Below are 22,667 nucleotides of genomic sequence, written 5' to 3'. Positions count from 1 at the left end.
GGGAGACAAAGCGTAGCTTTGGCGGGGTGGGGTTCTTATTTTTGATTTATGCAAGAGGTCTATTGTCAAGATGTAAAAGAACGTAGAATTGACGCAACGGTATAGTTATTTTCGAGATGTGAAAGAACGTAGCCGATAATTAGCAATCCGCCTGTTAAGCTTGGCAACTTGGTATAACAAAAATGACCCGCCAGAAAAGAAATTTGTCAGCAGGATTTTCTTACCACATTACTACGCGCTGCAACAACCGCGAATTTAATTTGGCGCGGCCAGAATGCCGGGAAGTCTTCTTATATGCAATCAAAAAAAGTTTGGACAAATATGGCTTCAAACTTTATGCGTTGTGCATCATGTCCAACCACGTCCACTATCTCATAGAACCAGCCACCCCAGAAGATTTGCCTAAAATCATGCATTTTCTCAATTGGTACACAGCCATGTGCTTTAATCGAATGCTCAATCGCACAGGACACTTTTGGGAGGCGAGATATTATAGCTGTGGGTTTCCACCCACGGATACTAAGCGAGCATTAAATACTCTACGCTACATTCATGGCAATCCCAAAGCTGCTCAAATGCGACGCAGTTTTTTCTACGATTTCAGTAATTACGGCACTTATGATCAATTGACTGTTGATGGATTGACTCAATGGCATCCGGCTTTCCTAGAACTGGGTAAAACTTTAGATGAATGTGCCAAAAAGTACCGGGGGTTTTGTCAACGGTATAAACCGAAAGCAAAGCCAGCCAAACTTTCTTGCTGGGGAAGTAAGTTGCTGGCTGGCCATAAAATTAGCCGGAATAAGGGTAAGCAACTATGCTCACCTGGTCAACTGACACTTTTCGCGCAGGGTATCGGAATGCCCGCAAGTGGCAGAAGTTTTAAAGAAGTTTGTTCTAGCTAATAGAGCGTTTGACGCAAGTTGCATGAATGAAGTATAATAATGGCTCTCCTCAAAATGGAAGTTCCGTCCTCACTCCCCCCCTGGTGACAGAGGTCTGGTGACAGAGGTCACTTGCCCCCCCCCTGGTGACAGAGGTCTGTTGTGTCTATGGGGATTACTCAAATCCTATATGGCTTTGGTAATAATCTATTTGTACTTGGTCGCTAAAAGATAAATTATTCTTGTCATATAGCTTAGTACCTTCCTCTAACTTGAATCCTGTACTCCAGTCTAATAGAAGGTTGGGATTAGAGCCGCCCACCACCACTTCTGTTTCTTTTTCAGTCATTTCGTCGATGAATGATTCCATATCCTGTATTCCTCTCGTCTGTAAATCTAAGGATGCATCTTCGCCCTTCTTCGGCTGTGCGGGAAAAAGGTTTGCCCAGGATGTGTTTTTCAGCAATGGCATATTGTTAGTTGTGGAATTTTTCTACTACAAATTCGATTCTAGGCGCTTGTTTGACGCTTGTTAACTGCTTTCTGACAATATCCTACTTATCCCACTTTTCCCACTTTTTTACAATAAGTTTTTCTACACTAGTGAAAACTCACACCGATAATTAATAAAGGGGACAGATGACATTCGCGCTGTGGCGAAGCACCCATCCCCGAATAGCTGCCCAGATGATCAACCTGGAATCTATAGTCCGGTATCTTATCATCCCAGTATCGGCCGAGATATGTCGATTGTCACTGGGATAGATACTGATTTACGAAATACCTACGAAAAGATAGTTACAAAATTACTTTTGTTCACCCATCGCTAACAGCGCTGTCCCGTAAGCAGCTTCTGTATACACTGATGCTACAACAGGAACCTGCAAATAACGCGCCCTAATTGCAGTCCAAGTATCATTAGCCGCACCACCGCCAGCAGTATAAACCTGGCTCAACTTGTCTGCACCCATTTGTTGTAATAATTCATACCCTCGTGCTTCTATGCGGGCAATACTTTCTAACAACCCATGCAAAAATTCCACTGGGTTATCTGGGCGTGGTTCCAAACGTGGGGCTAAATTGGGATCGTTAATCGGAAAGCGATCGCCTACCTTCAACAACGGGTAATAATCTAACTCGCTGGCTTTTGATACATCAATCTCCCGGCTAAGGCTTTCTAACTCAGCGTTTGTGAAAAATTGCTTTAGTACTGCACCTCCAGTATTAGAAGCACCACCAGTCAGCCACAAATCCCCCAGGCGATGGCTGTAAATCCCATATCTAGCATCTTCTACACGGGTACGACTTAATAACTTTAGTACCAATGTTGAACCAAGGGAAGTCACAGCTTCACCTGGTAATTTTGCTCCACTGGCGAGAAAAGCGGCAATACTATCAGTTGTACCAGCACACACCAGACAATCACGGCAAAAACCGAACTTATCCGCAATTTCAGGGCGCAATTCGGCAATTGGAGTCCCTGGAGTTAAAACTTTGGGTAGCTGAATCGGTATTTGCAAATTTTCTAGCCATTCTGGGTATTTCAACTCTTCCACGTCATAACCCAGCTTTAAAGCATTATGGTAATCGCTAATACCCAACTGTCCATGTAGGAGAAACGCCAGCCAATCTGCTTGATGCAGGAAATATCTAGCTTTGCTAAAAGAGGGTAATTGCCTCATCCACAAAAGTTTGGCCAAGCTGGAGGTGGCACTTAACACGGTATGATTGGGGGGTGCGATACTCCTCAAATGCTCTAGCACTAACGATCCCCGCGCATCGTTATATAGCAATGGTGCATCTGTTGGATTGCCAGCAGCATCGACCAGCAAGACGGTGGAAGAAGTACCATTAATTGCGATCGCTTTAATTTCTCGCCGCAATTGATCGGGTATTTGTTCTACCAACGCAAACAAAGCCTCCTGCCAAATTTTTGGCGTAACGTCATCTGGTGAGTCGTGGAAGGGATATCGTACCTCTGCTTGAATACAAGAGGCTTCCTCGTCAATCACCACACCGCGTCCGCCAGATGTGCCGAAGTCGATACCCAGATATAAATTCATAATTTTTATAAATTTTTTTAATGGAGAATAACTAATGACTACTGACTAATAACTGCTTTTGTTGCATCTTGTAACAAGATATTCCACAATCTTGGCAAAACAAGGAAAAGTAGTAAACGAACTGTTCAAAATCTATTCAGATTAGGAGGTTTTCAGCCATGCCTATTTTAGATACTCTGTACATCGCTCAGGTGTCTTCCATCTCAGATACTCAAGTCTACATCGCTCTAGTTGTAGCCTTGATCCCAGGAGTTCTAGCTTGGCGATTAGCCACAGAACTTTACAAATAAGCCTACGATGTGACACAGTTAAAAAGCTAATAATCCTGGCAATACGGGGTGCAATTTTTAGAAGCTTGTGGTTTCATGCCATAAGTAGCTCAAAACCTTGCACTTACGTAAGCCAGGTTATTTTTTAACTGGTGCAACACTTGTAGCTATTTCAAAAAAATGAAGTAATATGACAGCTAAATCAAGCATTCAGGAGTGCTGAGTAAGATTTCCAACTCAGCACGGGCTAAACCCCGGCTACCGCTAACAAAACTCATAACTCAGCATTCTTGATAGTGCTTCCCTTCACTAAGCGAGGTTATCTTTTAGCATCATGAACGCGATTCAACCGTCTAGACCACCGTCACAACCTATACAAAAACGCCGGGTCACTCCTCGACCAAAGCGGCATCTTCGTCAACGTTCTTACCAGGTGATGGCACTGGAAAGCACAGCCAAAATAGCAGTTAATCTTGTGATTACAGCCGTTGCAGCATCTGCCTTAACACAACTCTTGCCTTATCATTGGTTACAGCAGGAAAAGTTGCGAGAAATGAGTACTGAAGTCAAGCTGATGGAAGGACATGTCAATGGTTTGCAGGCAGAATTTAGCCGTAACTTCGATCCGCAAGAAGCTAAAATTATTAGGCAACGACAAGGATACCGATTCGATCCCAGCCAGCGTCAGATTGTGTTGATGAATCAAGATCGCCGACAAGATGAACAAACAGACTCATCACCCTAAGATAAATGGCGAATTTGGGATTATTTAGGTTTATTGTGATTTAGGCTACTAGAAACCGGGTGTTAATTTATATTATTGCTAATAAATAATGGTTAATAGCTAATTTTTGAATAGCTATGTAGTTCTCATCTATTACTCATTAGCGATACAGCGTCGCTTCTCTACGAGACGCTGCGCGAACACTCCAATTAAAAATTCAAAATTAAAAATGAAGAATTTACTTTTTGAATCTTGAATTTGCAAAAAGGACTAATTTACCAATTAAGACGCTGATTCAAATAGTAACTCGTTGAGCCAATTTTTGAGTTGTAAACACAAGCGACAACCAGTAATATCCTTACTATTGTCGAGAGAGGGCAGTTGAGTGAGGGCACGACGATAATCAGCGATCGCACAATTCCAGTCACCCCAAAGATGGTAAGTTCTGCCGCGTTCAGCCCAGATATGACCTTCTAGTTGACCGAAAAGCAGTGCTACCTCAAAATTCTCAATTGCCTCCTCATATTGCCCCAAATCACGCCAGGTAATGCCTCTGTTAATCCACGCTCTGACATGGCGAGGATTCAAATCAATCGCTTGATCGTAGTCGACAAGTGCTGCTGCTAATTCTCCACAAGCTGCGTAGTAATTTGCTCGATTGTTATAAGCACTAGCCAAATAGGGATTAAGTTTGAGGGCGGTATTATAGTCGTCAAGCGCTTTTTGCCTTTCACCACTTTGAAAATAAATTAGCCCCCGGTTGTTGTAATCAACGGCATTGTGAGGATTGCGGCAGATTAGTTGGCTTAAAAGTGCGATCGCTTCAGTATAATCTCCTTGTTGAGCCAACTTTAAAGCAAAAGAGCGTAAGTAGCTATCCCCAAAATTAGATTCGCTGCGATCGCTTTTCCTTCGATCTGGAACTTTATTTGTAGTATTTAGAACATACTTGTATTGTTTACTTTGCTGGTCATCGTCAGCTAAAAATGAGTGAATATTCATCTTTCCCTGCTTGAAATACCTGTTTTTTTAAATAAAGGTCTAGTTTTTTAACTCTAGTGGTTTTACCACTGTGTCTATTTTCAAGGTACTTATGGTTACTTTAAAGTCGTCTGAAGACTGAGATTTAAACTACTCACACTAGTAGAAATCTACCTCTTAAATAAACAATTGCTCCTCAAACCTAATCATAGATACTCGATCCCGAAGATGAATTCCAGAAATAGCAGACGTTGGTCTCAAAGACTAGTCAAGTAGTGAGAGCGACAAATTGATAGAATGCCAACAAGCCGTTCTTTAAAAAGGGAATTGTGGGCAAAAGAGATGAAGGAGATGAGGAAGCCCAATGCCCAATGCCCAATGCCCAATGCCCAACGCCCAATGCCCCATTCCCTAAATTCAATTTTTAAGTTTTGAGAAATTTTCCGATGACAACTGCAATTTCCTATCCCAATGCCCCTGATTTAGCAACCGATGATTACATTGTTATCGGCTTGGCAACCTGCTTCGTCAAAGAAGATGGAGAAGTTTATCAAATCGAAGTTATAGAACCGATTCCCTCAGCGGCTTTGGAAGCGCTTTTAAAGGGCATTCCTACCTCCTATAAGCTGGCTCATGCCACAACTTTGGGATCTGTGCTGGATGGCGATTCACAACTGATGCCAAATGGCTTCCCAGAGTCAGCTCAGTTTGGAGAGGAATTTGTGCCACGGGCATTTGCAGCAGCTCGTACCTACAAGCGTCGTGAATCTGCAAAATCTTTAATTCCCTTGGGTACAAACTATACTGAATTTAAATATTCCATTGAGCGCAAGCGAGTATTAAACGCCGCTAGAGTTGTAACCAAAGAAGACAACGTTAAACAGCATTCTCATACTCACAAAGTTCTTTAAGTAATTATGCTAAAACTTTACGGCGGCGCTCGTAGCCGAGCTTCAATTGTTCACTGGTATTTAGAAGAATTAGAAATTCCCTACGAATTCGTTAAGCTTGATATGCAGGCGGGTGAACATCTCAAGCCTGAATATTTGGCAATTAACCCATTTGGTAAAGTTCCAGCAATTGTTGATGGAAATTTTCAGCTTTGGGAATCTGGAGCAATTTTGCTGTATATTGCCGATAAGTACAGTAAAACTCCACTTTCATCAGAGGAACGTGCTGTATTTTCTCAATGGGTATTGTTTGCTAATGCTACCCTTGGGCCAGGGATTTTTGTAGAAGCAAATCGGGAACGGGAAATGCCCCGCTTGCTGACTCCGTTAAATGAAATTTTCAGTAAGCAACCTTTTTTACTTGGCGATCGGTTCACTGTTGCTGATCTGGCAGTGGGGGCTATTCTCAATTATATTCCCATGATACTGAAACTAGACCTCAGCCCCTATCCAGCAGTGTTGAACTATATGAAGCAGTTATCTGAGCGTCCGGCATTTCAAAGAAGTATTGGCGGACGGACTTAAAATAATTCGTAATTCGTAATTCGTAATTCGTAATGAATTTTTAACTACGAATTACGAATCTTTTAACGATAATTTGTAAATTGCAAAGCAACTGGGTAGTCTTCTTGTTTTAAGCGCTGCATGACTACTTGTAAGTCATCTTTAGATTTAGCAGAAACGCGCACAGCATCCCCTTGAATTGAGGCTTGTACCTTTTTGAATTCGTCGCGAATCAATTTAGAAATTTGTTTGGCGATTTCCTGACTGATGCCTTTTTTAAGTTTGATTTCTTGACGCACGCGATTACCACTGGCTGATTCAACCTTGCCAAAATCAAAGATTTTCTGAGAGAGGTTACGCTTGGCGGCTTTTTCTCGCAGAATGGTGTGTACAGAATCTAAGGTAAACTCGCTGTCAGTACTAACGTTAATGCTTTCTTCAACTAATTCGACAGTAGTTTCAGTGTCTTTGAGGTCGTAACGACCTTTGATGTCTCGTATAACTTGATCGACAGCGTTAACCAACTCTTGTCGGTCAAAGTCGCTCACAATGTCAAAGGAAAAAGTAGAAGCCATAAAACATTTTGGATTTTAGATTTTGGACTTCGACTTCGCTCAGTCGAACAATTTTGGATTGGGAAAACTCTTTCCCAGTCCCCAGTCTCCATGCCCCAATTAACTAGTAGCTTGGATGATGCTCAAGAAAAATAGAGTAGCAGAGCCAAGGATGCCAATGGCAAACATCAGCGATCGCAAAAGGGGTATATTCAAAATATAAAAAATTGAGTATAGGAAACGGGCCACCACAAAGGCGATCGCAGCCACTTGTGCCTTAGTTGAATTTACACCAGTTACATAAGCCATCAATGCGGCTGCCGCAAACACCATAAACGCTTCAAAGGTGTTCTGATGTGCCCAAGTAGCCCGTTGGGCATAAGGTGGCAATTTATCAAACAGAGCGCGAGGAGTAGAAAACATTTCAGAACCAATACGCGCACGGGCATAAGCTACTACCAAAAATGGCACATAAATTAGAACGGCAGCAGCAGCGATCGAGTACAAAAAAATTATCATTACTTATTAGTTATTGTTTATTAATCATCAGTCATTAGTCATCAGTCATTAGTCAAATACAAAGGACAAATGACGAAAGACAAATGACAAATGACTAATCAAAGTAGAAAAGCGTCACCACTTTTCTTTGTTCTTCTGCATCTTGACAGGTTTGCAACAGGGTGCCACTGTCGTGAAAAGCAAAGCAGATTAGTTGCTGGCAACGGGAGACAATCTCCTTGTTGCACAAGTAACTAGCTTCCGCCAGAGACAGATTATCATTACTGGGATTTTCGACTAGATGCATTACCTGTTCTAGTTGCTGGCGCGATTCCAAAGGCTGGCGTTCCAGGCTTTGGGGTAGAATCACTGTCAACAAATTTGCATCAGCCCGCGTTGCTCCCTTGATAGCAGCTGAATTTGTACCTGTAGCACCAGAAGTGATGATTCGATTACCCGATAAAACTAGGGCATAAGTCATCATTTCAATAAGATTCTGATGCGTAATCGGGACGTGACGAGAACCCAACAAGGCAATTCTTTTAGAACCCGTTTGCTGGATTGTCGCTAGTTCTTGCGCTAATGTATCTAGGTTAATAAGGTCTGTTGATTGGCTCAAAGATGGAGAAAATCAGATTAAACGACCCAGATATTTTACCAAACAGCGTGTAGATGCGAGGAAAACTTGAGTTAAACATTGCTACTAATTTTTGATTGTTTGGTTCAGTAACTCTATTACTTGGTTACACCAAGCTAGCCAATGTGTTTCGTAACTAATACCATTTATAAGAGTTAAATACTGAAATTTGCCTGTTTCTGGCAGTTCTTGCGGATTTTGAAAGTAACGCTGTTCTAAGTCCTTATATGTAGACAATTTTTTTTGATGGGCGTTTTGGTGATTTTCTAGCTCTGCCAAGATAATTTGCTTAGGAACAATATGACCAGCAAAAATTTTAACTAGCAAATCATCTTTAATTGCTGTGGGTTCACAAGGTTGAGCAATCCACTCTTTGAGGTGCTGTTCTCCCAAGTCTGTAACACTGTAAAGCCTTTTATCTGGTCGTCCTGATTGAAGAATCGACTTGGAACTGATCCATCCTCGATTTTCTAGCTTCGCCAACTCCCGATAAATCTGCTGGTGACTTGCTGACCAGAAAAAGCCTACAGAGCCATCGAATCTTTTTGCTAAATCATACCCACTACAGGGTGCGTCAACCAGAGCCGCTAATATTGCGTGCGCTAATGCCATAATTTTTAATTCACTCCTTGACTTATGCAACTAATTGCATAAAATAATTAATATGCAATTAGTTGCATATTAGCTTAAGAATAAGGAGTGGTATATGCCTCAAGTCATACCGGGACGATTTACAGCCGAAATTGATCAACCCTTTGTTGTGTTTCTGATTGGGATGCGAATTAATAAATTATTCGCTTTTTGCAAATGGATTCCGACTGCAACAGCAATGTCGCCCATGTTACGAAGCCTTTACCAGAATCCCGAAAAAGGGTTTTTAGGTGGAGAAACTTTTGTTTACTGGCGAGGGGTAGGACTGCTTCAGTATTGGCGATCGTTCGAGGATTTGGAGCGTTTTGCCAGAAATCCAGCTGATGCACATCTAAAAGCTTGGCAAAGGTTTAATCAAGCCATTGGTGCTGATGGCAGTGTCGGCATTTGGCACGAAACTTATTTAATAGAACCGGGAAGATATGAGGCGGTTTACGGGAATATGCCTGTCTTTGGATTAGCTGCTGCAACTAAGCATGTACCAGCTATGGGGCGGAAGGAAACAGCACGCCGTCGTCTAGGAGGTGACGGCGAGCCATCTGTACCTTCACCAGCAATACAGCCTCCTAACTGATAACTGAGCATTGATGCTCTTAATAGTTTGAGTTGATGAATCTAAGACAATGCCCCTGCTGGAGTTAAATCTAGTTTGGATAACAAGCGGTCAATGTCAAAATGCTGGGACATCAACTGGCGAATATACTGAACCTTAATCGGCTCGTGGACACGGACTTGACCAAAAGTGCGGTCAACAATTTCTACAGTGGTAAGGGTATCTAAGTCAACAGATAAAATGGGGATTTCTAGTTCTTCAGCGCGACTGAGAATGAACGGTGGGGGTGGTAATTGTCCGGTGAGAATTAAACATTGGGTAGAAGTTTCCAAAGCCGCTTGCTGAATTTCCACCCGATCGCCTCCTGTCACCACTGCCATATTCCGGCGTTTGCGGAAATATTTCACAGCTGAATTGACATTCATTGCTCCAATTGCCAGACTTTCTACCAACAAATCCATGCGATCGTTGCGACAGAGAACATCAGCCTTTAACTGCTTGACTAGTTCGCCAACACTCACACTGCGGAGCAAATCGCTATTCGGCAGCATTGCTAGCACTGGAATCTCCTGCTGTTCCAAAAATGGACGCAACAGAGTGTCAACCGTTTCTAGTTGGGTGACAGGGATATCATTGATGACAACTCCAATCAAGCGATCGCCCAGACGCTGCTTTGCAGCCAATAGCGCCTCAACCGAAAGCAAAGATTTATAGCGGCTTACTAACAGCACACCAGCATCCAATACTTCAGCCATTTGCAGCAAAGACAAGTCAAACAAATTGCCTTCGGACAAATTACCAGGTCCCTCCAGTAACACTAAATCTCCTTGAGATTTATGTAAATATTGCTGTATTAGGGACTGCTGATAATTGGTTTTGTCTTCCCCCCGCAAGCGCTTTTGCACATTTGGTTCATCCAAAGCCAGCATTGTAGGTGCAACGCGGTTTTCCGGCAAATTGAGGCTAAGAGCGATGAACTGGACATCTTCCTCAATTACGGTTCCACTAGACGAATTGAAAGACGTACCGAGTGGTTTACCGTAGCTAATATCCAGACCTTTTTGCTGTAGCTGATGAGATAAACCCAGAACAGTTGCAGATTTACCGCTGTAATTCTCGGTCGATCCAATCAGCAAATATTTAGGGAATTTTGGCACACATGCACTCCTAATTTCAAAAGTCAGAAGAACCCAGCTAGGTGTTTCCTAATTCTAGTTCCTTCTGGCAAAAGCCTCTCGCTCTCACAAATTAAGCTTTCCCAGAATTACCTTCTGATTGAACAAGCAGGGGCAGGAGAAAGGTTTTCTTTCCTTGTGTCGGCTTTGCTAACTTGTACGCCTAGTCTTGAAGATTTGTGATTATCAACAAATATCATTGCTATAGCGCTTCTAGATATCTTGCAGCATTCTCGATTAGCACCATAGCCCGTACAGAAACACTGCTATCTGTGTTGTCCGTATTTTTAGCGCAAAATTGCGTTTATCAGATATCAATTTCAAGTAAATATAAATTTATCAATAGTAATATTGAGTAGTTTTTTAATTTATGACTAATCTTGTTGACTTACATTATTCTCTTATGGCAGTATAAACATACTATAAGTATTTCATCTGAAAAACTCATAAGCTTTATAGATTATAAAGAAAACTTAGTGAGCTTTGAAAATTGCATTATTTGCAAAGCTGAAATCTGCTTATGTAATTGATTACGATGATGACTGTAATAGAGAGATTTAAAAAATTATATATTGTTCGTTTGCTTCCAGAAAATTGAATCTTTTTATTTGAGATTGCAATATATTTTTGATGTATTTATTTTTAAGTCATTAAAGTTAATAGCTTTTTTATAAATCACTCTTAGAAACCAGGTAAAAACTGAAATGAATACTATAGAAATCAATTCTATAAAAAATCAATTTACAATTAATCTTTGCAAAAAACTTCAAGATAGTTTAGTTCAAGGTTGGCAAAATTTTAATACAAGTGAAAACGTCAAGATATTTAGCGATTTTTTTGAATTTATTTTCAGAGCTGGATTTGACGAAAGCCAGTATAGGAGAGTAATACCTAACCCTGCCTATGACAATGCTGCTAGATTGATTGGCAAGCCTTTTTTAGAAACTGCCAGGAAATCTGAAATTCATTTCGATGAAATTTTTCCTGGAAGCTTTTCGGAATCGCAAGAAGCAGAAAAGGAAGGTTTTGAAGTTCGCATATTTAAGCTAAAAGCTTTTTACCAAAATAAACCTTTATGCCTATTCTTACTCAAGTTTCCTCATTATCATGAAAAATTTGGCTTTCCACTCTCACCAGAATTAGAAATTTTAGAGTTGTATTGATTGTAGCGCAGACCTAGCGTCAAGGGAGATAATCAAGGGATAGGGGAATGATTTAGCTTGTCTCCCCCTCCTCTTGTCCTATAATTCTGAATCTGAGCCAACTAAAAAGCTGCGATCGCAGATAAAAAGCCTTCATAACTTTCCTCACAAACCCAACACCTGCATTGATTTTTCAAGTACTTCTTTGGGGCGAAATGGTTTAGTTAGATATAAGTCTGCACCAACTTCAATTCCTTTTTGCTTATCAAATTCCTGTCCCTTAGCTGTCAAAATTATAATATAGATGTCAGTCATTTGCAGGTCGTGTTTTACAATATGGCAGACTTGTAGACCATTCATTTTTGGCATCATCACATCAAGAAAAACCAGGTTTGGTTTTTCAGTTTTGATGGTTTCGAGAGCTTCTTCTCCATTTCTAGCAGTTAGAAGTTCAACACCCTCATCTTCTAATGCTTCTAAGGCTTGTTCCATCAAAATCAATATATTAGGTTCATCGTCAACAATTAGAATTTTCTGGGTCATAGGGATTGGGGATTGGGAATTGGGAATTGGGAATTGGGAATTGGGCATTGGGCATTGGGCATTGAAAAGAGGCAGAGGGGCAAAGGGGAAAACTCTGCTCCCTTGCTTCTTGTCCAGTTCCAAGTCCCCACTGCCTAGCAATTACTGTTCAGACAGCATAATAAAAAATACATTTTCCAACTCCTTCTCAAAGCGCAGGGTTTTCACCAAATCGGCTTCTTGAGAGAAGATAGAATCAATGATAATCATGTCAGGTTTGGCTGACAGGGCTTTATAAATGCATTCTTCCGGATCGGAAGCTTCAATCACGCTGTATCCCTGAGTTTGTAGTACATCTGATAGGGTTTTTAAGGCTGATGCATTTTTATCTACAACCAATACCTTTTTACTAGAAGTGCCTTGGTAAAGCAGTGAGCCAATTTCGTTGAGGAGTTTTTCTGTGTCAATGGGCTTGGTGAGATAGCGATCAATGCCAATATGGTAGCCCCGTTCTTTGTTTTCAATAATTGACAGAATAATAATCGGAATGTCTGCGGTTTGAGGATCGTTTTTGAGAACGGCTGCCACATCGAAGCCGTTGATTTGGGGCATCATCACGTCCAAGAGGATCAGATCGGGGCGGGATATTTTGATTTGATGAATTGCATCCATGCCGTCCTTTCCTTCGCGAACATTGTAGCCTTCGTTTTCCAGCTGTTGACGGAGCAGTTCCCGAATGTTAGCGTCATCATCTACAACCAAAATGGTTTTACGGTTTTGGTTCAGCACAGCGTTTTTGGTGATGACGTGTTCTTTGAGTTGTTTAACTAGCGTATCCAGATTCAGATTAGCAGTGGTTTTTTGATCGCAAGCGAAGGTAGGAATGATAAACGAGAATATGCTGCCTTTACCTGGTTCACTATCAACCCAGATTCTACCGCCGTGATGATCGACGATTTGTTTACAGATGGGCAGTCCTAATCCTGTACCTTTGGGTTTGTCGGTAAGGGTATCGCCGACTTGGCGGAATTTCTCAAATACTTTCGGCTGGTCTTCAGGCGCAATCCCAATGCCTGTGTCAATGACGCTGATGCAAACACCGTCGTTTTGTTGTTTGACGCGGCAGGTGACACAACCAGATTCGGTAAACTTAACGGCATTGGAAATCAGGTTGATTAAAACTTGCAGCAAACGATTGCGATCGCCTACTATCTGAGGCAGTCCAGGTTCAATCTCGCTTACCAACTGCAAGCCATTGGTTTCAAATAACCCGGCGGTAGAATTGCTTGCCCAATCCAGTAATTCGCTGGGATCAATCGGCTGCATCTGCCATTCCACCTTACCTGCTTCCATTTTGGCGATATCCAGGACATCGTTAATCAAAGACGTGAGCCGTTCTGCTTCCGACACAATAATGTTGAGATTGTTAGCCACCCGCTTAATCGTTTTCTGAAGCTTACGGTCTTCGGTAGAAATCATGGGGAACACATCGGTTTCCAGCTTTTCTTGAATGATCGACGCAAAACCGAGGACAGAAGTTAGTGGCGTCCGCAGCTCATGGGAAACTGTTGAGATGAAGTCGGTCTTCATCTGGTCGATTTCCTTTTCTGCCGTCACATCTCGAATCAGCAGTGCTGAACCGAAGCAGGTAGCGGGTTCTGAGTCTGCTGTCTTTTTGAAAATGGCAGTTGCCACTGCCTGACCAATGCGTTCTTTGGTCAGTGCAACTTCGGCAGAGAACACCTCTGTGGGATGGGACTGAGTTCGTGCAACCAGGTCTGCTAAACCAGATATCGGCAATTCTTGGTAGTGACCGTTGAGGGCGGTAGCTGTCAATTCATACATGGCTAAAAAGGCAGGATTGTAGTGGGTGATTTGTCCTGCGGTGTCTGCCACTAACAAACCATCTGCTAAGTTATCTAAAATGGCATTTAATCCCTGTGCTTCTGCTAGGGTATTTTGCAGGGCAGCCGTCCGCTCTTCAACTCTGGCTTCCAGTTCTTGATTCAGTTGCCGCAGAGCGATTTCTGCTTGTTTGCGGGCAGTGATATCGGTATTAATTTCCAGCACAGCGCAAGGTTGACCAGAGATGTCCCGTTGCAACGTCCATCGGCTCTGGACGGTAATCAGTCTGCCATGATGGGTGAGGTATTCCACTTCTCCTTCCCAATTTCCTTGCTCTAATAACTCTGCTATAATTTCTTGTTTTGGTTTTGGAAAGGTTTTTTTGATAAAAGCCTGAATGCGTTGGCCTTTCACTTCTTCACGCGTCCAACCGTAGAGCCTTTCGGCACCCTGATTCCAGTGAGAGATTTTGTCGCTCATGTCGCGGACGATGATGGCATCGCTGGAATGATTCAACATATCCAATAAACGTTGATTTTCAGCTTCTGCCTGCTTGCGATCGTGAATATCAGTACAGGTGCCAATCCATTCTCGAATACTGCCATCTTCTTCTAGGACGGGGGCACCACAGACAGAGAAGTAGCGGTATGTACCATCCTTGCCACGCAGCCGATATTCGGTTTGGTAGATACTTCGGTTCGCCACAGCAGCATTCCAAACTTCTGTGGAGCCGGCACGATCATCGGGGTGAATTGGATCGATCCAGCCCCAACCCTCAACTTCAGCTTTGCTCTGCCCCGTATAAGCCATCCAAGTAAGCATTTCACTGCTGATTCCCAGTCCTTCCGGGGTCGCTCCCCAGACGATTTGTGAAGTAGCAGTTACTAACGAGCGATATCGTTCTTTAAGACGCTGATTTTCGGCTTCTGCCAGCTTGCGATCGTGAATATCGGTGCAGGTGCCAATCCATTCCCGAACGCTACCATCATCTTCGATTACGGGGGCACCCCAGACCCAAAAGTAGCGATAGTTGCCATCCTTGCCCCGAATTCGATATTCAATTTGATACATGCTCAGGTTTGCTACGGCAACACCCCAGGCTTCTCCAGTGTAGGGGCGATCGTCGGGATGAACGGCATCAATCCAGCCCCCATTTTCAGCTTCAGCTAAACTTTGACCTGTGTAGGCGATCCAGTCTGTCAATTCAAAGCAAATTCCTTCTGGTGTGCTGACCCAGATAATTTGCGTGTTAGTTTTGACCAGAGAGCGGTATCGTGCTTCGCTCTTTTTCAAGATTTTTTCGGAATGTTGACGTTCCTGCTGGACACGCTTGAGGTCGCTAATATCTTCCACACTTGACCAGATCAGGCGCTCTCCACCCTTGTCAATCATTAGTCCGGAGACCCTGACTGGAACTAGATGCCCGTCTTTGTGGATGAACTCCTTCTCATCGGGTCCGTAGCGACCAGTCTGTTCTAGGTTCTCTAGCAGGGCTTGCTTGGCGGCATAATTTTCTGGAGTAATTTGCCAGTAGCTGAGATTTAGGGTTTCTGAAACAGTACGCCCTAAAATGGCAGCATAGGCGGGATTGATGTTAATTAGCGTCCCATCTGTTCGGCATAGTACTAGTCCAACAGGACATTGTTCAAATAGCTGACTGTTGTATTCATCAAGTTGGTTAAACATGGTTGAGGTTTATTTTAATGGCGTATTTGGGTAGGGTTAAAACAACAGAACCAAGACAACAAAGTGGCGTAAAGCTTTAAGGAAATTGGGTGGCGTTGAAACATCTGGTAAATTTGATCGGGTGATGCACCTTCCACATCTGGACTGTGCTGTGAAAGTCGCTCAATCAGTTGAGTATGGCGGATCAGCAGATCCGTCGGTTTAAGCATTGGAACTGTTGATGAAATGAAGCCGTCGGTATCGGGAGTAGGAGATAATTCTGTTGTGGGAGTTGGCAAGGCAGAGGTGCTATTTTGTTCTTCAGCAGCGCCTGTCAATGCACAATTTACTGGAATCTGAATCCAGAATTCTGTCCCTTCATTCGGTTGAGAACGACACCTAAGCATTCCCCCATGTTTGTCTACAATAATTTGGTAGCTGATTGCCATGCCTAACCCGGTTCCCTTGCCAACATCTTTCGTGGTGAAGAAGGGATCGTAAATGCGGCGAATTACCTCCTCCTTCATGCCTGGGCCGTTGTCGGCAATGCGAATTACAACCCACTGGTGGTCAATGGCTATGGTACGAATAGTGATTTGGGGAAGGTGGGGCCCCCTCTGGGGATAAGGGGTAATGGGGGTTGAGGATTGGGGATTATTTTTGACTCCCCAATTTTCCATACTTTCTTCCAAAGCATCAATGGCATTTGCCAGGATGTTCATAAACACCTGATTCAACTGTCCGGGATAGCATTCAATCAGGGGAAGTTTTGCATAGTCTTTAACGATTTCAATTGCCGGACGATGAACATCTGCTTTCAAGCGATGATGAAGAATCATTAGCGTTCCGTCGATACCATCGTGGATGTTGACGGCTTTCATTTCAGCTTCGTCATGACGGGAGAAGTTTTTCAGGGATTGGACAATTTCGACGATGCGACCTGTACCCAGTTTCATCGAATCTAGCAGTTTGGGGAAATCCTGCATGATAAATTCCAGGTCTATATTGTCCAACTCTGATTCCAGCTCTGGGGGAGCAACAGGTAGAAATTTCTGATAATTTTCCAACAGGTGTAACAAGTCCGTAGCATATTCGGCAACATATTTTAAATTGCCGCAAATAAAGTTAACCGGGTTGTTGATTTCGTGGGCAACTCCGGCAATGAGTTGCCCTAAACTTGACATTTTTTCGCTTTGGATTAACTGAGTTTGGGCCAATTGCAACTCATGAAGAGCTTGCTGAAGCCTCTGTGTCTGAGCTTTTGCCTGGACGGCTGCTTGAATGCTTTGCTCGTAAAGCACAGCTTTTTCAATAGCGATCGCTGTTTGAGAGGCAAAGATACTCACTAGTTTCAAGTGTTCAGCCTTGTATGAGTCAGTTTTGGCCGTTCCAATAGCGATCGCTCCTAGTACCCGCTCTTTGGCTCGCAACGGTACACAAATCATTGCAGCAACGTTTTTTTGCCCTTCTAATCGCGGATCGGCTTGCACATCATTGACGAGTTCTGCTCGGTTGGATTGCACAATGTTGCCGATAATTCCCTTACCGGGTTCCGGCTGATTATGGTCAAAAAACACTCCAAATTCGGCAATGATTTCAAATGCAGTTGCGTCTGGACTCAAAAGCAGAATCATCCCCGCAGATGATTCAATTAATTGACTCAATTCTTGAAGCACAAGTTGGGCAATCTGTCGCGTATCTAAACTTGTTGTCAGTTGAGTCGAGATATCGTCAAACAAATCAATTTCCTGATATCGCTCCAGCAATTCTTTGGCGAGTACTTTCTTCTCAGCTTCCTGCTTTGCCAGAAATGAGAGCAAATTTGCAAGTATAGTTGCCTGTTCTTCTCCAACAACCCAACCGATGATTTCTCCTGAAACCTCGATTGGATAACGGTTTTCTACAGTTTGCTTCCCAATACTAATCAGTTTTGTACCGTCTACCAGTTCAACATCAATCGCGATGTTGAACTGGTAGACTAAGTTATGAATAAGAGATGGCAACTCTTTTTTATTGAGCATCTTTCTGAGGCTAACTGCGGGCATGAAACACCTCATCTAGAGCAGGTTGCAAATTTCTAGCAATTAGTGTTGGTCTGTTGGTGTAGTCTCTCAAAGAGAAACCTACACTGTATTGCAACCTCCTGCCACCTTCACCGTAGCTATCCATACTCCTTTGCATAAGCAAGCTAGGCCTAGCATCTCCCGAAAACAGAGGAATTGTCATAAAAATCTAGGGATATAATAATTTACTAATTAAGACTAGTTTTCCCAAAAACCTTAGCGATATAACAGCGAAGTCGAGCCGTAGCAAATACCTTTAAACTCTTTACCAGAGATATTCTTTCGTTCTTATAACTCGCTTACTGTTTGAGAAGTTATATAATAACTATAAATAAAAAATTATTAATTAGATAAAAGCATAGATTGAAATCTATGTAAATTAATGTCTCTTGTTGCTACTCCTTATACAATTAGGAATTAGCTTTTGAGTATATAGGTGAACGCATTTCTCAGACTAGAATAATTGCCTTGAATGTAACTAAAAGAAGCTGCGATCGCAGCTTCTTTTAGTAATTTTAAAAAGTATTTAGGTAAGCGCTAGTTTTAGTTAGATCCGAGAGTCGCGAAAACGAAGTCTGAGTAATCGCAGCCAGCGCAACCACATTTGTGCAGGTTGTTCAAAGAAGGTGAAAATATCGCCGAAACCTAAATTAGTTTTGTGATGATGTAACCAGTGTTTCTCAGGAGTGGTAATAAATAGAATTTGACATAAGATATTTACAGGCTTTGGAGTTTGCCAACCCAGTACACTTATGTGTCTCCACCATACATGAAACTGACCAAGCAGTAATCCAAAGATAACGCCAATGGGAGAGAAAAACCACAAGGCTACTGCTATAAGTACATAAGGTAAAGCTCCCAAGATACCATCTAAAAGAACCTGTGGATTAAAAGTCAAAATAGCATAATGACGGAAGTCCTTTTTCCAGGAGTGGTGCGTTTTTAAATGAAGGCTACCAAAAACGTGCTCGGGTACGTGGTAAAAGAATGTAGATAGAAAATCGCCAAAAAACAGTAATAACCAAGCAACAGCGATAGCCTCAAGCATTTGTATTCCTCAAGAATAGTTAAGAAAACTCCACAGAAAATATGCAAAGCAAATGTCATGCTGTGGGCGTAGACACCTACTTTTTTGCTATTCAAGCAGCCATTTGTGCGTCTCATGTGTCTACGCTCCAGTTAATTTGGCTCAGAGTATATGTAATTAGGTCATTTGCAGTTTTAATGAATTTCCGATCCTTAATGCAGTAAACAGCAACTCGTAAAAATCTCCAATTTGACTTTTAGCTATGGGTTAATGGTAGTAATACATCTAAAACCCGATAAAAATACAGTATTTTACTATAGTTACTACACAATCTTCTTACTAAGGCATACAGCCTAAGCAAAGGTTGAGTTAAAATTAGTACAAATTTAGGTTAAGGCTTTCTTCAAGATTGTTAATTATAAATTCATTGTAATTAGGCTTAAATTATGAATATAATCAGAATTATATAAATAGGGATTATGCCAATATTCATTGATTTATCGAAGTGAAGAAAGCAGTTTTATAGTTTAATTTAAAAGCTGTAAAACTTGGAATATATATAATTAATTAGATGCTATAAATATTTTTTATTAATAGAGTAATAATGTAGCTCTCAATTTGCATCTTCAATAATGAATGAACATTGAAAAAACAGAGATGATTTTATAATTTATCTTTATTTGCCAAGTGCATTTAAATTTGCCTATTCTGCTGCACCATTCGCTTGTTATCGTTGTAGACACTGGCATTGAAGAAATGAGTGTATGTTCTGGTTTATATTCTGCTACCACCTCGAAAGTATTGAATCGAGAAGGAGAAGTTGATAAACAGACTATTGAGAAGTTTTTTTCAGTTTTTAACTTAAAAATAGATAAAAGTGACTATTCAAGCTCAAATAATCGTCTAGATTGGGGAGAGGCTATCTTTAACTCAGTTTTTTATGGGCGTATAGAAGAACTTATTACACTAGAGCAATGGATTCTCAATGAGCACTGCCAATTGGTTGCACTATTAAGAATAGGAGGCATTGGAAAAACAGCACTGTCTGTAAAGTTTGCTCAAAAAATTCAGGACAACTTTGAGTATGCGATCTGGCGATCGCTACGAGAAGCACCGCCTGTTAAAATTATTCTAGGTAACTTAATTCCATTTCTATCTGACGAACAGGAAACAGAAAGTAACTTACCAGAAAGCTTTAGCGATCGGGTATCGCTACTACTTTATTATTTACAAAATTATCGCTGTTTAGCGATCCTGGATAATGCAGAATCAATTTTTTGCAGTGGTAGCCGCGCTGGACTTGATCGAGAAGGATATGAGGAATATGGTGAGCTTTTAAGACGAGTAGGAGAAGTAACTCACCAAAGCTGCTTAGTGTTGACTAGTCGTAAACTACCTATACTGTACGCAAAGCGTACAGTGTAGGCTTTTAGTAGCCCTGAACTGTCTGGCAAGCAAAGTACAACACAAACAGTTCGAGCCTCCTTGCGGAAATAGGTGAAGAATATATAATATCAATACGCTTGGGTACATAATTGGCTCTCCTTTCCTCAGCGCCTTGGCGATAAACTTGTTCAATAAAACACTTTGATAGCCTAAAACGATGAAAGCATCTGCTAATTTCGACTTTGAAGACGATAAATTTAATGCACCGCCTTCTCAAGTCCTTCCCTGGTGTCAGATGATTAATCCTCGATATGGCACAGATGGTATGCAATCCCACGGTTTGGCAATTAAGCTCGATAATGCCAATGCTGTCGGCTTTGTGCCAGATGATAATTGGCAGCAAGTAGAGCATGAATTTACCTCTGGAGTCGAAACGGTCTTTATTACCACCACTCCACGCGTGGTTATAGTGCGTCGGGGACCATTGTCTGTCAAAGATCGGGAAAGTGGTCTAAAACTGGGTACGCTCAAAGAGAATTATGATGCTTTTTTAGCCGACAAACTTAAATTTAAAACCTTTACTCGCTATCTAATTTTTATAGTGGGAGAGAATAAAAAGTTTTTACATGAATTACCACTACAACTAACACTTAATGGTGCTGCCGGAGCAAGTTTCAGCAAAACCTACTGCGAATATCAACAAGGTAAAGTAGTTAGTGGATTCGTTGCTGAACTAGAAAAAGCTTATGCTGTTTATCGCAAGCAACCTTTGACATCAAAAGGGCCATTGTTCCATGCTCACGGGATTTTTTGTCCCATCATTGAGTGTGAAGAAAGAGGTATTGAACCAAATACAGTTTTGGTAGCTTCAACTGTGGACTATAAACATCCTACCGTAGGGACTTTAACGCAATATTTAATTGCTTCCGATGCTCTTGAGTCTGCAATGATTTGTAAGACTTTTGAAGAATACAAAGATTTTGGCAAGGAACCTGTAAAATCAGAAATCCCTAAATTGGCAATGGCAGGAGTTTCCAACTCTTACGTTTATGCTGATGAGGATGATTTTGCTTATCCGCCGTATTAGCTGAGGAGTGGGGAGTGGGCAATGGGGATGAGGGAGCAGAGGGGCAGAGAAGAATCATTAATAACTAATGCCCAATGCCCTTCAGGAGTGCTGAGTGCTGAGTGCTGAGTGCTAAGTGGGGAATCTCACTTCTTTACTCAGCACTCGGAACTCGAAACGGGCTAAACGCCCCGCTGACGCTAACGGAACTGTTTTGCCCAATGCCCAATGCCCAATGCCCAATATCTATTCTTTGAGCAGTAAATAATATAGTGAGCCATTACCACCTGTGACACCGGCGCGATCGCCTGCTAGTTTACCAGATCCCATGAAATAATCCACCCGGCCCGGCCCTTTGATGGCGCTTCCTGTATCTTGGTCAAGCACAAAGCGGCTGACAGTACGCCTCTCTAGTTTGCCACCACTGGCAGGATAGGGAAATGAATTGTAAATCAGTGCTAACGCTCCCGGTGGCATGAGAGACTTATCTGTAGCAATAGAACGTTCTGCTGTTACTGGCACATGAATACTACCAGTAGCAGCTCTACCGCTTGTTTCTTGGAAGAAAATAAATCGTTTCCAGCGCGGTAGATAATTGCTCAACTCCTGGGGTTTTTGCCGGAAATAAGCAATCATCCGTGGCATTGTCAATCCATTTAGTGGAAGTTTGCCATCTTTTGCCAGTTCTTTACCGATACTAGTCCAAGGGTAATCAGTTCCACCTGCATAGCCAATTGATGTTGTTTTACCATTAGTTAATTTAATTTGGGCAGAACCTTGGATATGTACCATGTATGCGTCTAGGCGATCGCGAAACCAAAGCAGTTCTAAACCGCGTAACTTGCTCTTATTCCCTTTTAAACCATCCTTCCCTTCCAAATCAATTCGTTTTGGGTGAGGTTTAGGCCATTGGCTAAAATCAGGTGGTAGCCGATAAATGGGATACTTATAGATTGCAGTTCTGACACGGCTAGCGGTGTAAACAGGTTCGTAGTAAGCAGTGAACTTAACAGTACCCTTGCCATCGTTGCCCACAGATTGGTAGAAGACAAACTCACGCTGGACAGCAGCTTGTAGTTGCGCTGCTGACATAGAACTGACAACCAGTTGGCGGAAACGTAGCAAACTCCGGCGGACGCGATCGAGGGTAATTTCCCGAACTGGATAATTTTGATATGCTGCGATCGCATCACCTTTTGTTAGATAAAGCAGACTGTTGTCAATAGAAGCTAATAACGCTTTGCGATCGCCTATTTTACCTCTTTCACCCCAAATTTGCTCATCCCAACCCAAGCAAGTCGGCCGGAGCGTGCAATCGCTTCCGATAGCGATTGGTTTTAGCGGTGGCGCGATCTCAGGAGTGATTGGTATTGGTATAGGTGGAAGATCAGGAGTAGTCGGTATTGGTAAGGGCAGAAAGTTAGGAACCTGAGCAACAGCCGACCAGAGAGGATTTACAAGGGCAATTCCTAAACTCAAGGAAAGCAAAGCAAGGGTTTTTCTCATCA

The 22,667-nt window shown here is 42.2% G+C and carries 22 protein-coding genes and 1 pseudogene; 9 read left to right on the top strand and 14 right to left on the bottom strand.

The window, feature by feature from the left end:
* The first annotated feature begins 182 nt into the window (after positions 1 to 182).
* Positions 183 to 905 (top strand): transposase, encoded by a 723-nt coding sequence (locus ACFE93_RS21345; RefSeq protein ID WP_375475985.1) that lies wholly within the window; start codon positions 183 to 185, stop codon positions 903 to 905.
* A gap of 154 nt (positions 906 to 1,059) precedes the next feature.
* Here the strand turns inward: ACFE93_RS21345 and ACFE93_RS21340 are convergent, their stop codons facing one another.
* Complete coding sequence (locus tag ACFE93_RS21340) at positions 1,060 to 1,356, bottom strand: hypothetical protein (RefSeq protein ID WP_375475983.1); 297 nt, start codon at positions 1,354 to 1,356, stop codon at positions 1,060 to 1,062.
* A 334-nt stretch (positions 1,357 to 1,690) separates the two neighbouring features.
* Positions 1,691 to 2,947 carry an FGGY-family carbohydrate kinase gene (locus tag ACFE93_RS21335; protein ID WP_375475981.1) on the bottom strand — a complete coding sequence of 419 codons (1,257 nt, stop codon included), beginning with the start codon at positions 2,945 to 2,947 and terminating at the stop codon, positions 1,691 to 1,693.
* Between the two features lie 158 nt (positions 2,948 to 3,105).
* Between ACFE93_RS21335 and psaM the strand changes: the two genes are divergently transcribed.
* Both psaM and ACFE93_RS21325 read left to right on the top strand, forming a co-directional pair.
* Positions 3,106 to 3,237: a photosystem I reaction center subunit XII gene (gene psaM / locus ACFE93_RS21330; protein ID WP_190912801.1), complete on the top strand. Its 132-nt coding sequence runs from the start codon at positions 3,106 to 3,108 to the stop codon at positions 3,235 to 3,237.
* A 313-nt stretch (positions 3,238 to 3,550) separates the two neighbouring features.
* Entirely contained in the window at positions 3,551 to 3,961 is a 411-nt protein-coding gene (locus ACFE93_RS21325; protein ID WP_375475979.1) for a hypothetical protein, read from the top strand.
* A gap of 261 nt (positions 3,962 to 4,222) precedes the next feature.
* Here the strand turns inward: ACFE93_RS21325 and ACFE93_RS21320 are convergent, their stop codons facing one another.
* A complete protein-coding gene (locus ACFE93_RS21320) occupies positions 4,223 to 4,942 on the bottom strand; it encodes a tetratricopeptide repeat protein (RefSeq protein ID WP_375475977.1) in 720 nt (239 codons plus the stop codon).
* Positions 4,943 to 5,367: 425 nt separating this feature from the next.
* Between ACFE93_RS21320 and ACFE93_RS21315 the strand changes: the two genes are divergently transcribed.
* Together ACFE93_RS21315 and ACFE93_RS21310 are read left to right on the top strand one after the other, a co-directional pair.
* Positions 5,368 to 5,832 carry a hypothetical protein gene (locus ACFE93_RS21315; protein WP_375475975.1) on the top strand — a complete coding sequence of 155 codons (465 nt, stop codon included), beginning with the start codon at positions 5,368 to 5,370 and terminating at the stop codon, positions 5,830 to 5,832.
* Between the two features lie 6 nt (positions 5,833 to 5,838).
* Positions 5,839 to 6,396 (top strand): glutathione S-transferase family protein, encoded by a 558-nt coding sequence (locus tag ACFE93_RS21310; protein ID WP_375475973.1) that lies wholly within the window; start codon positions 5,839 to 5,841, stop codon positions 6,394 to 6,396.
* 62 nt (positions 6,397 to 6,458) lie between these two features.
* Here the strand turns inward: ACFE93_RS21310 and ACFE93_RS21305 are convergent, their stop codons facing one another.
* The 4 genes from ACFE93_RS21305 to ACFE93_RS21290 all read right to left on the bottom strand — a co-directional run bounded on the left by ACFE93_RS21305 (position 6,459) and on the right by ACFE93_RS21290 (position 8,676).
* Complete coding sequence (locus ACFE93_RS21305; protein ID WP_012411046.1) at positions 6,459 to 6,950, bottom strand: YajQ family cyclic di-GMP-binding protein; 492 nt, start codon at positions 6,948 to 6,950, stop codon at positions 6,459 to 6,461.
* 99 nt (positions 6,951 to 7,049) lie between these two features.
* Positions 7,050 to 7,448 carry an MAPEG family protein gene (locus tag ACFE93_RS21300; RefSeq protein WP_375475971.1) on the bottom strand — a complete coding sequence of 133 codons (399 nt, stop codon included), beginning with the start codon at positions 7,446 to 7,448 and terminating at the stop codon, positions 7,050 to 7,052.
* A 94-nt stretch (positions 7,449 to 7,542) separates the two neighbouring features.
* Positions 7,543 to 8,046, bottom strand: a complete 504-nt coding sequence (locus ACFE93_RS21295; RefSeq protein ID WP_292860451.1) for a DNA recombination-mediator protein A — start codon at positions 8,044 to 8,046, stop codon at positions 7,543 to 7,545.
* An 84-nt stretch (positions 8,047 to 8,130) separates the two neighbouring features.
* Positions 8,131 to 8,676, bottom strand: a complete 546-nt coding sequence (locus ACFE93_RS21290) for a PadR family transcriptional regulator (protein ID WP_375475969.1) — start codon at positions 8,674 to 8,676, stop codon at positions 8,131 to 8,133.
* 94 nt (positions 8,677 to 8,770) lie between these two features.
* On the opposite strand from ACFE93_RS21290, the gene ACFE93_RS21285 reads away from it, so the two are divergent.
* Positions 8,771 to 9,289 carry a DUF4188 domain-containing protein gene (locus tag ACFE93_RS21285; RefSeq protein WP_375475967.1) on the top strand — a complete coding sequence of 173 codons (519 nt, stop codon included), beginning with the start codon at positions 8,771 to 8,773 and terminating at the stop codon, positions 9,287 to 9,289.
* A gap of 41 nt (positions 9,290 to 9,330) precedes the next feature.
* Here ACFE93_RS21285 and ACFE93_RS21280 read toward each other — a convergent pair whose 3' ends face one another.
* Positions 9,331 to 10,425: a phosphotransacetylase family protein gene (locus ACFE93_RS21280; protein WP_375475965.1), complete on the bottom strand. Its 1,095-nt coding sequence runs from the start codon at positions 10,423 to 10,425 to the stop codon at positions 9,331 to 9,333.
* A gap of 722 nt (positions 10,426 to 11,147) precedes the next feature.
* Between ACFE93_RS21280 and ACFE93_RS21275 the strand changes: the two genes are divergently transcribed.
* Complete coding sequence (locus ACFE93_RS21275; RefSeq protein ID WP_375475963.1) at positions 11,148 to 11,606, top strand: hypothetical protein; 459 nt, start codon at positions 11,148 to 11,150, stop codon at positions 11,604 to 11,606.
* 144 nt (positions 11,607 to 11,750) lie between these two features.
* On the opposite strand, the gene ACFE93_RS21270 is transcribed toward ACFE93_RS21275, so the two are convergent.
* The 5 genes from ACFE93_RS21270 to ACFE93_RS21250 all read right to left on the bottom strand — a co-directional run bounded on the left by ACFE93_RS21270 (position 11,751) and on the right by ACFE93_RS21250 (position 18,728).
* Positions 11,751 to 12,128: a response regulator transcription factor gene (locus tag ACFE93_RS21270; RefSeq protein WP_292814899.1), complete on the bottom strand. Its 378-nt coding sequence runs from the start codon at positions 12,126 to 12,128 to the stop codon at positions 11,751 to 11,753.
* Positions 12,129 to 12,269: 141 nt separating this feature from the next.
* Positions 12,270 to 15,638, bottom strand: a complete 3,369-nt coding sequence (locus ACFE93_RS21265; RefSeq protein ID WP_375475961.1) for a PAS domain S-box protein — start codon at positions 15,636 to 15,638, stop codon at positions 12,270 to 12,272.
* A gap of 14 nt (positions 15,639 to 15,652) precedes the next feature.
* Positions 15,653 to 17,662 (bottom strand): ATP-binding protein, encoded by a 2,010-nt coding sequence (locus tag ACFE93_RS21260; protein WP_375475959.1) that lies wholly within the window; start codon positions 17,660 to 17,662, stop codon positions 15,653 to 15,655.
* A complete protein-coding gene (locus ACFE93_RS21255; protein ID WP_375475957.1) occupies positions 17,649 to 17,843 on the bottom strand; it encodes a hypothetical protein in 195 nt (64 codons plus the stop codon). Before ACFE93_RS21255 ends, ACFE93_RS21260 begins: the two co-directional genes overlap by 14 nt.
* Positions 17,844 to 18,227: 384 nt before the next feature.
* The gene (locus tag ACFE93_RS21250) at positions 18,228 to 18,728 is read right to left on the bottom strand and encodes a fatty acid hydroxylase (protein ID WP_375475955.1); all 501 of its coding nucleotides are present in this window, start codon (positions 18,726 to 18,728) and stop codon (positions 18,228 to 18,230) included.
* Between the two features lie 726 nt (positions 18,729 to 19,454).
* Between ACFE93_RS21250 and ACFE93_RS21245 the strand changes: the two are divergent.
* Both ACFE93_RS21245 and ACFE93_RS21240 read left to right on the top strand, forming a co-directional pair.
* Positions 19,455 to 20,105: pseudogene (locus ACFE93_RS21245) on the top strand (hypothetical protein); the annotation flags it as partial.
* 205 nt (positions 20,106 to 20,310) lie between these two features.
* Entirely contained in the window at positions 20,311 to 21,180 is an 870-nt protein-coding gene (locus tag ACFE93_RS21240) for a DUF5895 domain-containing protein (RefSeq protein ID WP_375475953.1), read from the top strand.
* Positions 21,181 to 21,405: 225 nt separating this feature from the next.
* Here the strand turns inward: ACFE93_RS21240 and ACFE93_RS21235 are convergent, their stop codons facing one another.
* Positions 21,406 to 22,665 carry a murein transglycosylase A gene (locus ACFE93_RS21235; RefSeq protein ID WP_375475987.1) on the bottom strand — a complete coding sequence of 420 codons (1,260 nt, stop codon included), beginning with the start codon at positions 22,663 to 22,665 and terminating at the stop codon, positions 21,406 to 21,408.
* Between the last annotated feature and the right edge of the window lie 2 nt (positions 22,666 to 22,667).

The organism is uncultured Nostoc sp. (assembly GCF_964247315.1).
Classification (GTDB): Bacteria; Cyanobacteriota; Cyanobacteriia; order Cyanobacteriales; family Nostocaceae; genus Nostoc.
Note: the sequence above shows the minus strand (reverse complement) of the source record. Positions and strands in the feature narration are given on the sequence as shown.

What these genes read in the sequence shown, in the direction of transcription:
- ACFE93_RS21345 (WP_375475985.1), top strand. Translation starts at nt 183, where the DNA reads ATGACCCGCCAGAAAAGAAATTTGTCAGCAGGATTTTCTTACCACATT.
- ACFE93_RS21340 (WP_375475983.1), bottom strand. Translation starts at nt 1,356, where the DNA reads ATGCCATTGCTGAAAAACACATCCTGGGCAAACCTTTTTCCCGCACAG.
- ACFE93_RS21335 (WP_375475981.1), bottom strand. Translation starts at nt 2,947, where the DNA reads ATGAATTTATATCTGGGTATCGACTTCGGCACATCTGGCGGACGCGGT.
- psaM (WP_190912801.1), top strand. Translation starts at nt 3,106, where the DNA reads ATGCCTATTTTAGATACTCTGTACATCGCTCAGGTGTCTTCCATCTCA.
- ACFE93_RS21325 (WP_375475979.1), top strand. Translation starts at nt 3,551, where the DNA reads ATGAACGCGATTCAACCGTCTAGACCACCGTCACAACCTATACAAAAA.
- ACFE93_RS21320 (WP_375475977.1), bottom strand. Translation starts at nt 4,942, where the DNA reads ATGAATATTCACTCATTTTTAGCTGACGATGACCAGCAAAGTAAACAA.
- ACFE93_RS21315 (WP_375475975.1), top strand. Translation starts at nt 5,368, where the DNA reads ATGACAACTGCAATTTCCTATCCCAATGCCCCTGATTTAGCAACCGAT.
- ACFE93_RS21310 (WP_375475973.1), top strand. Translation starts at nt 5,839, where the DNA reads ATGCTAAAACTTTACGGCGGCGCTCGTAGCCGAGCTTCAATTGTTCAC.
- ACFE93_RS21305 (WP_012411046.1), bottom strand. Translation starts at nt 6,950, where the DNA reads ATGGCTTCTACTTTTTCCTTTGACATTGTGAGCGACTTTGACCGACAA.
- ACFE93_RS21300 (WP_375475971.1), bottom strand. Translation starts at nt 7,448, where the DNA reads ATGATAATTTTTTTGTACTCGATCGCTGCTGCTGCCGTTCTAATTTAT.
- ACFE93_RS21290 (WP_375475969.1), bottom strand. Translation starts at nt 8,676, where the DNA reads ATGGCATTAGCGCACGCAATATTAGCGGCTCTGGTTGACGCACCCTGT.
- ACFE93_RS21285 (WP_375475967.1), top strand. Translation starts at nt 8,771, where the DNA reads ATGCCTCAAGTCATACCGGGACGATTTACAGCCGAAATTGATCAACCC.
- ACFE93_RS21275 (WP_375475963.1), top strand. Translation starts at nt 11,148, where the DNA reads ATGAATACTATAGAAATCAATTCTATAAAAAATCAATTTACAATTAAT.
- ACFE93_RS21270 (WP_292814899.1), bottom strand. Translation starts at nt 12,128, where the DNA reads ATGACCCAGAAAATTCTAATTGTTGACGATGAACCTAATATATTGATT.
- ACFE93_RS21265 (WP_375475961.1), bottom strand. Translation starts at nt 15,638, where the DNA reads ATGTTTAACCAACTTGATGAATACAACAGTCAGCTATTTGAACAATGT.
- ACFE93_RS21260 (WP_375475959.1), bottom strand. Translation starts at nt 17,662, where the DNA reads ATGCCCGCAGTTAGCCTCAGAAAGATGCTCAATAAAAAAGAGTTGCCA.
- ACFE93_RS21255 (WP_375475957.1), bottom strand. Translation starts at nt 17,843, where the DNA reads ATGACAATTCCTCTGTTTTCGGGAGATGCTAGGCCTAGCTTGCTTATG.
- ACFE93_RS21250 (WP_375475955.1), bottom strand. Translation starts at nt 18,728, where the DNA reads ATGCTTGAGGCTATCGCTGTTGCTTGGTTATTACTGTTTTTTGGCGAT.
- ACFE93_RS21240 (WP_375475953.1), top strand. Translation starts at nt 20,311, where the DNA reads ATGAAAGCATCTGCTAATTTCGACTTTGAAGACGATAAATTTAATGCA.
- ACFE93_RS21235 (WP_375475987.1), bottom strand. Translation starts at nt 22,665, where the DNA reads ATGAGAAAAACCCTTGCTTTGCTTTCCTTGAGTTTAGGAATTGCCCTT.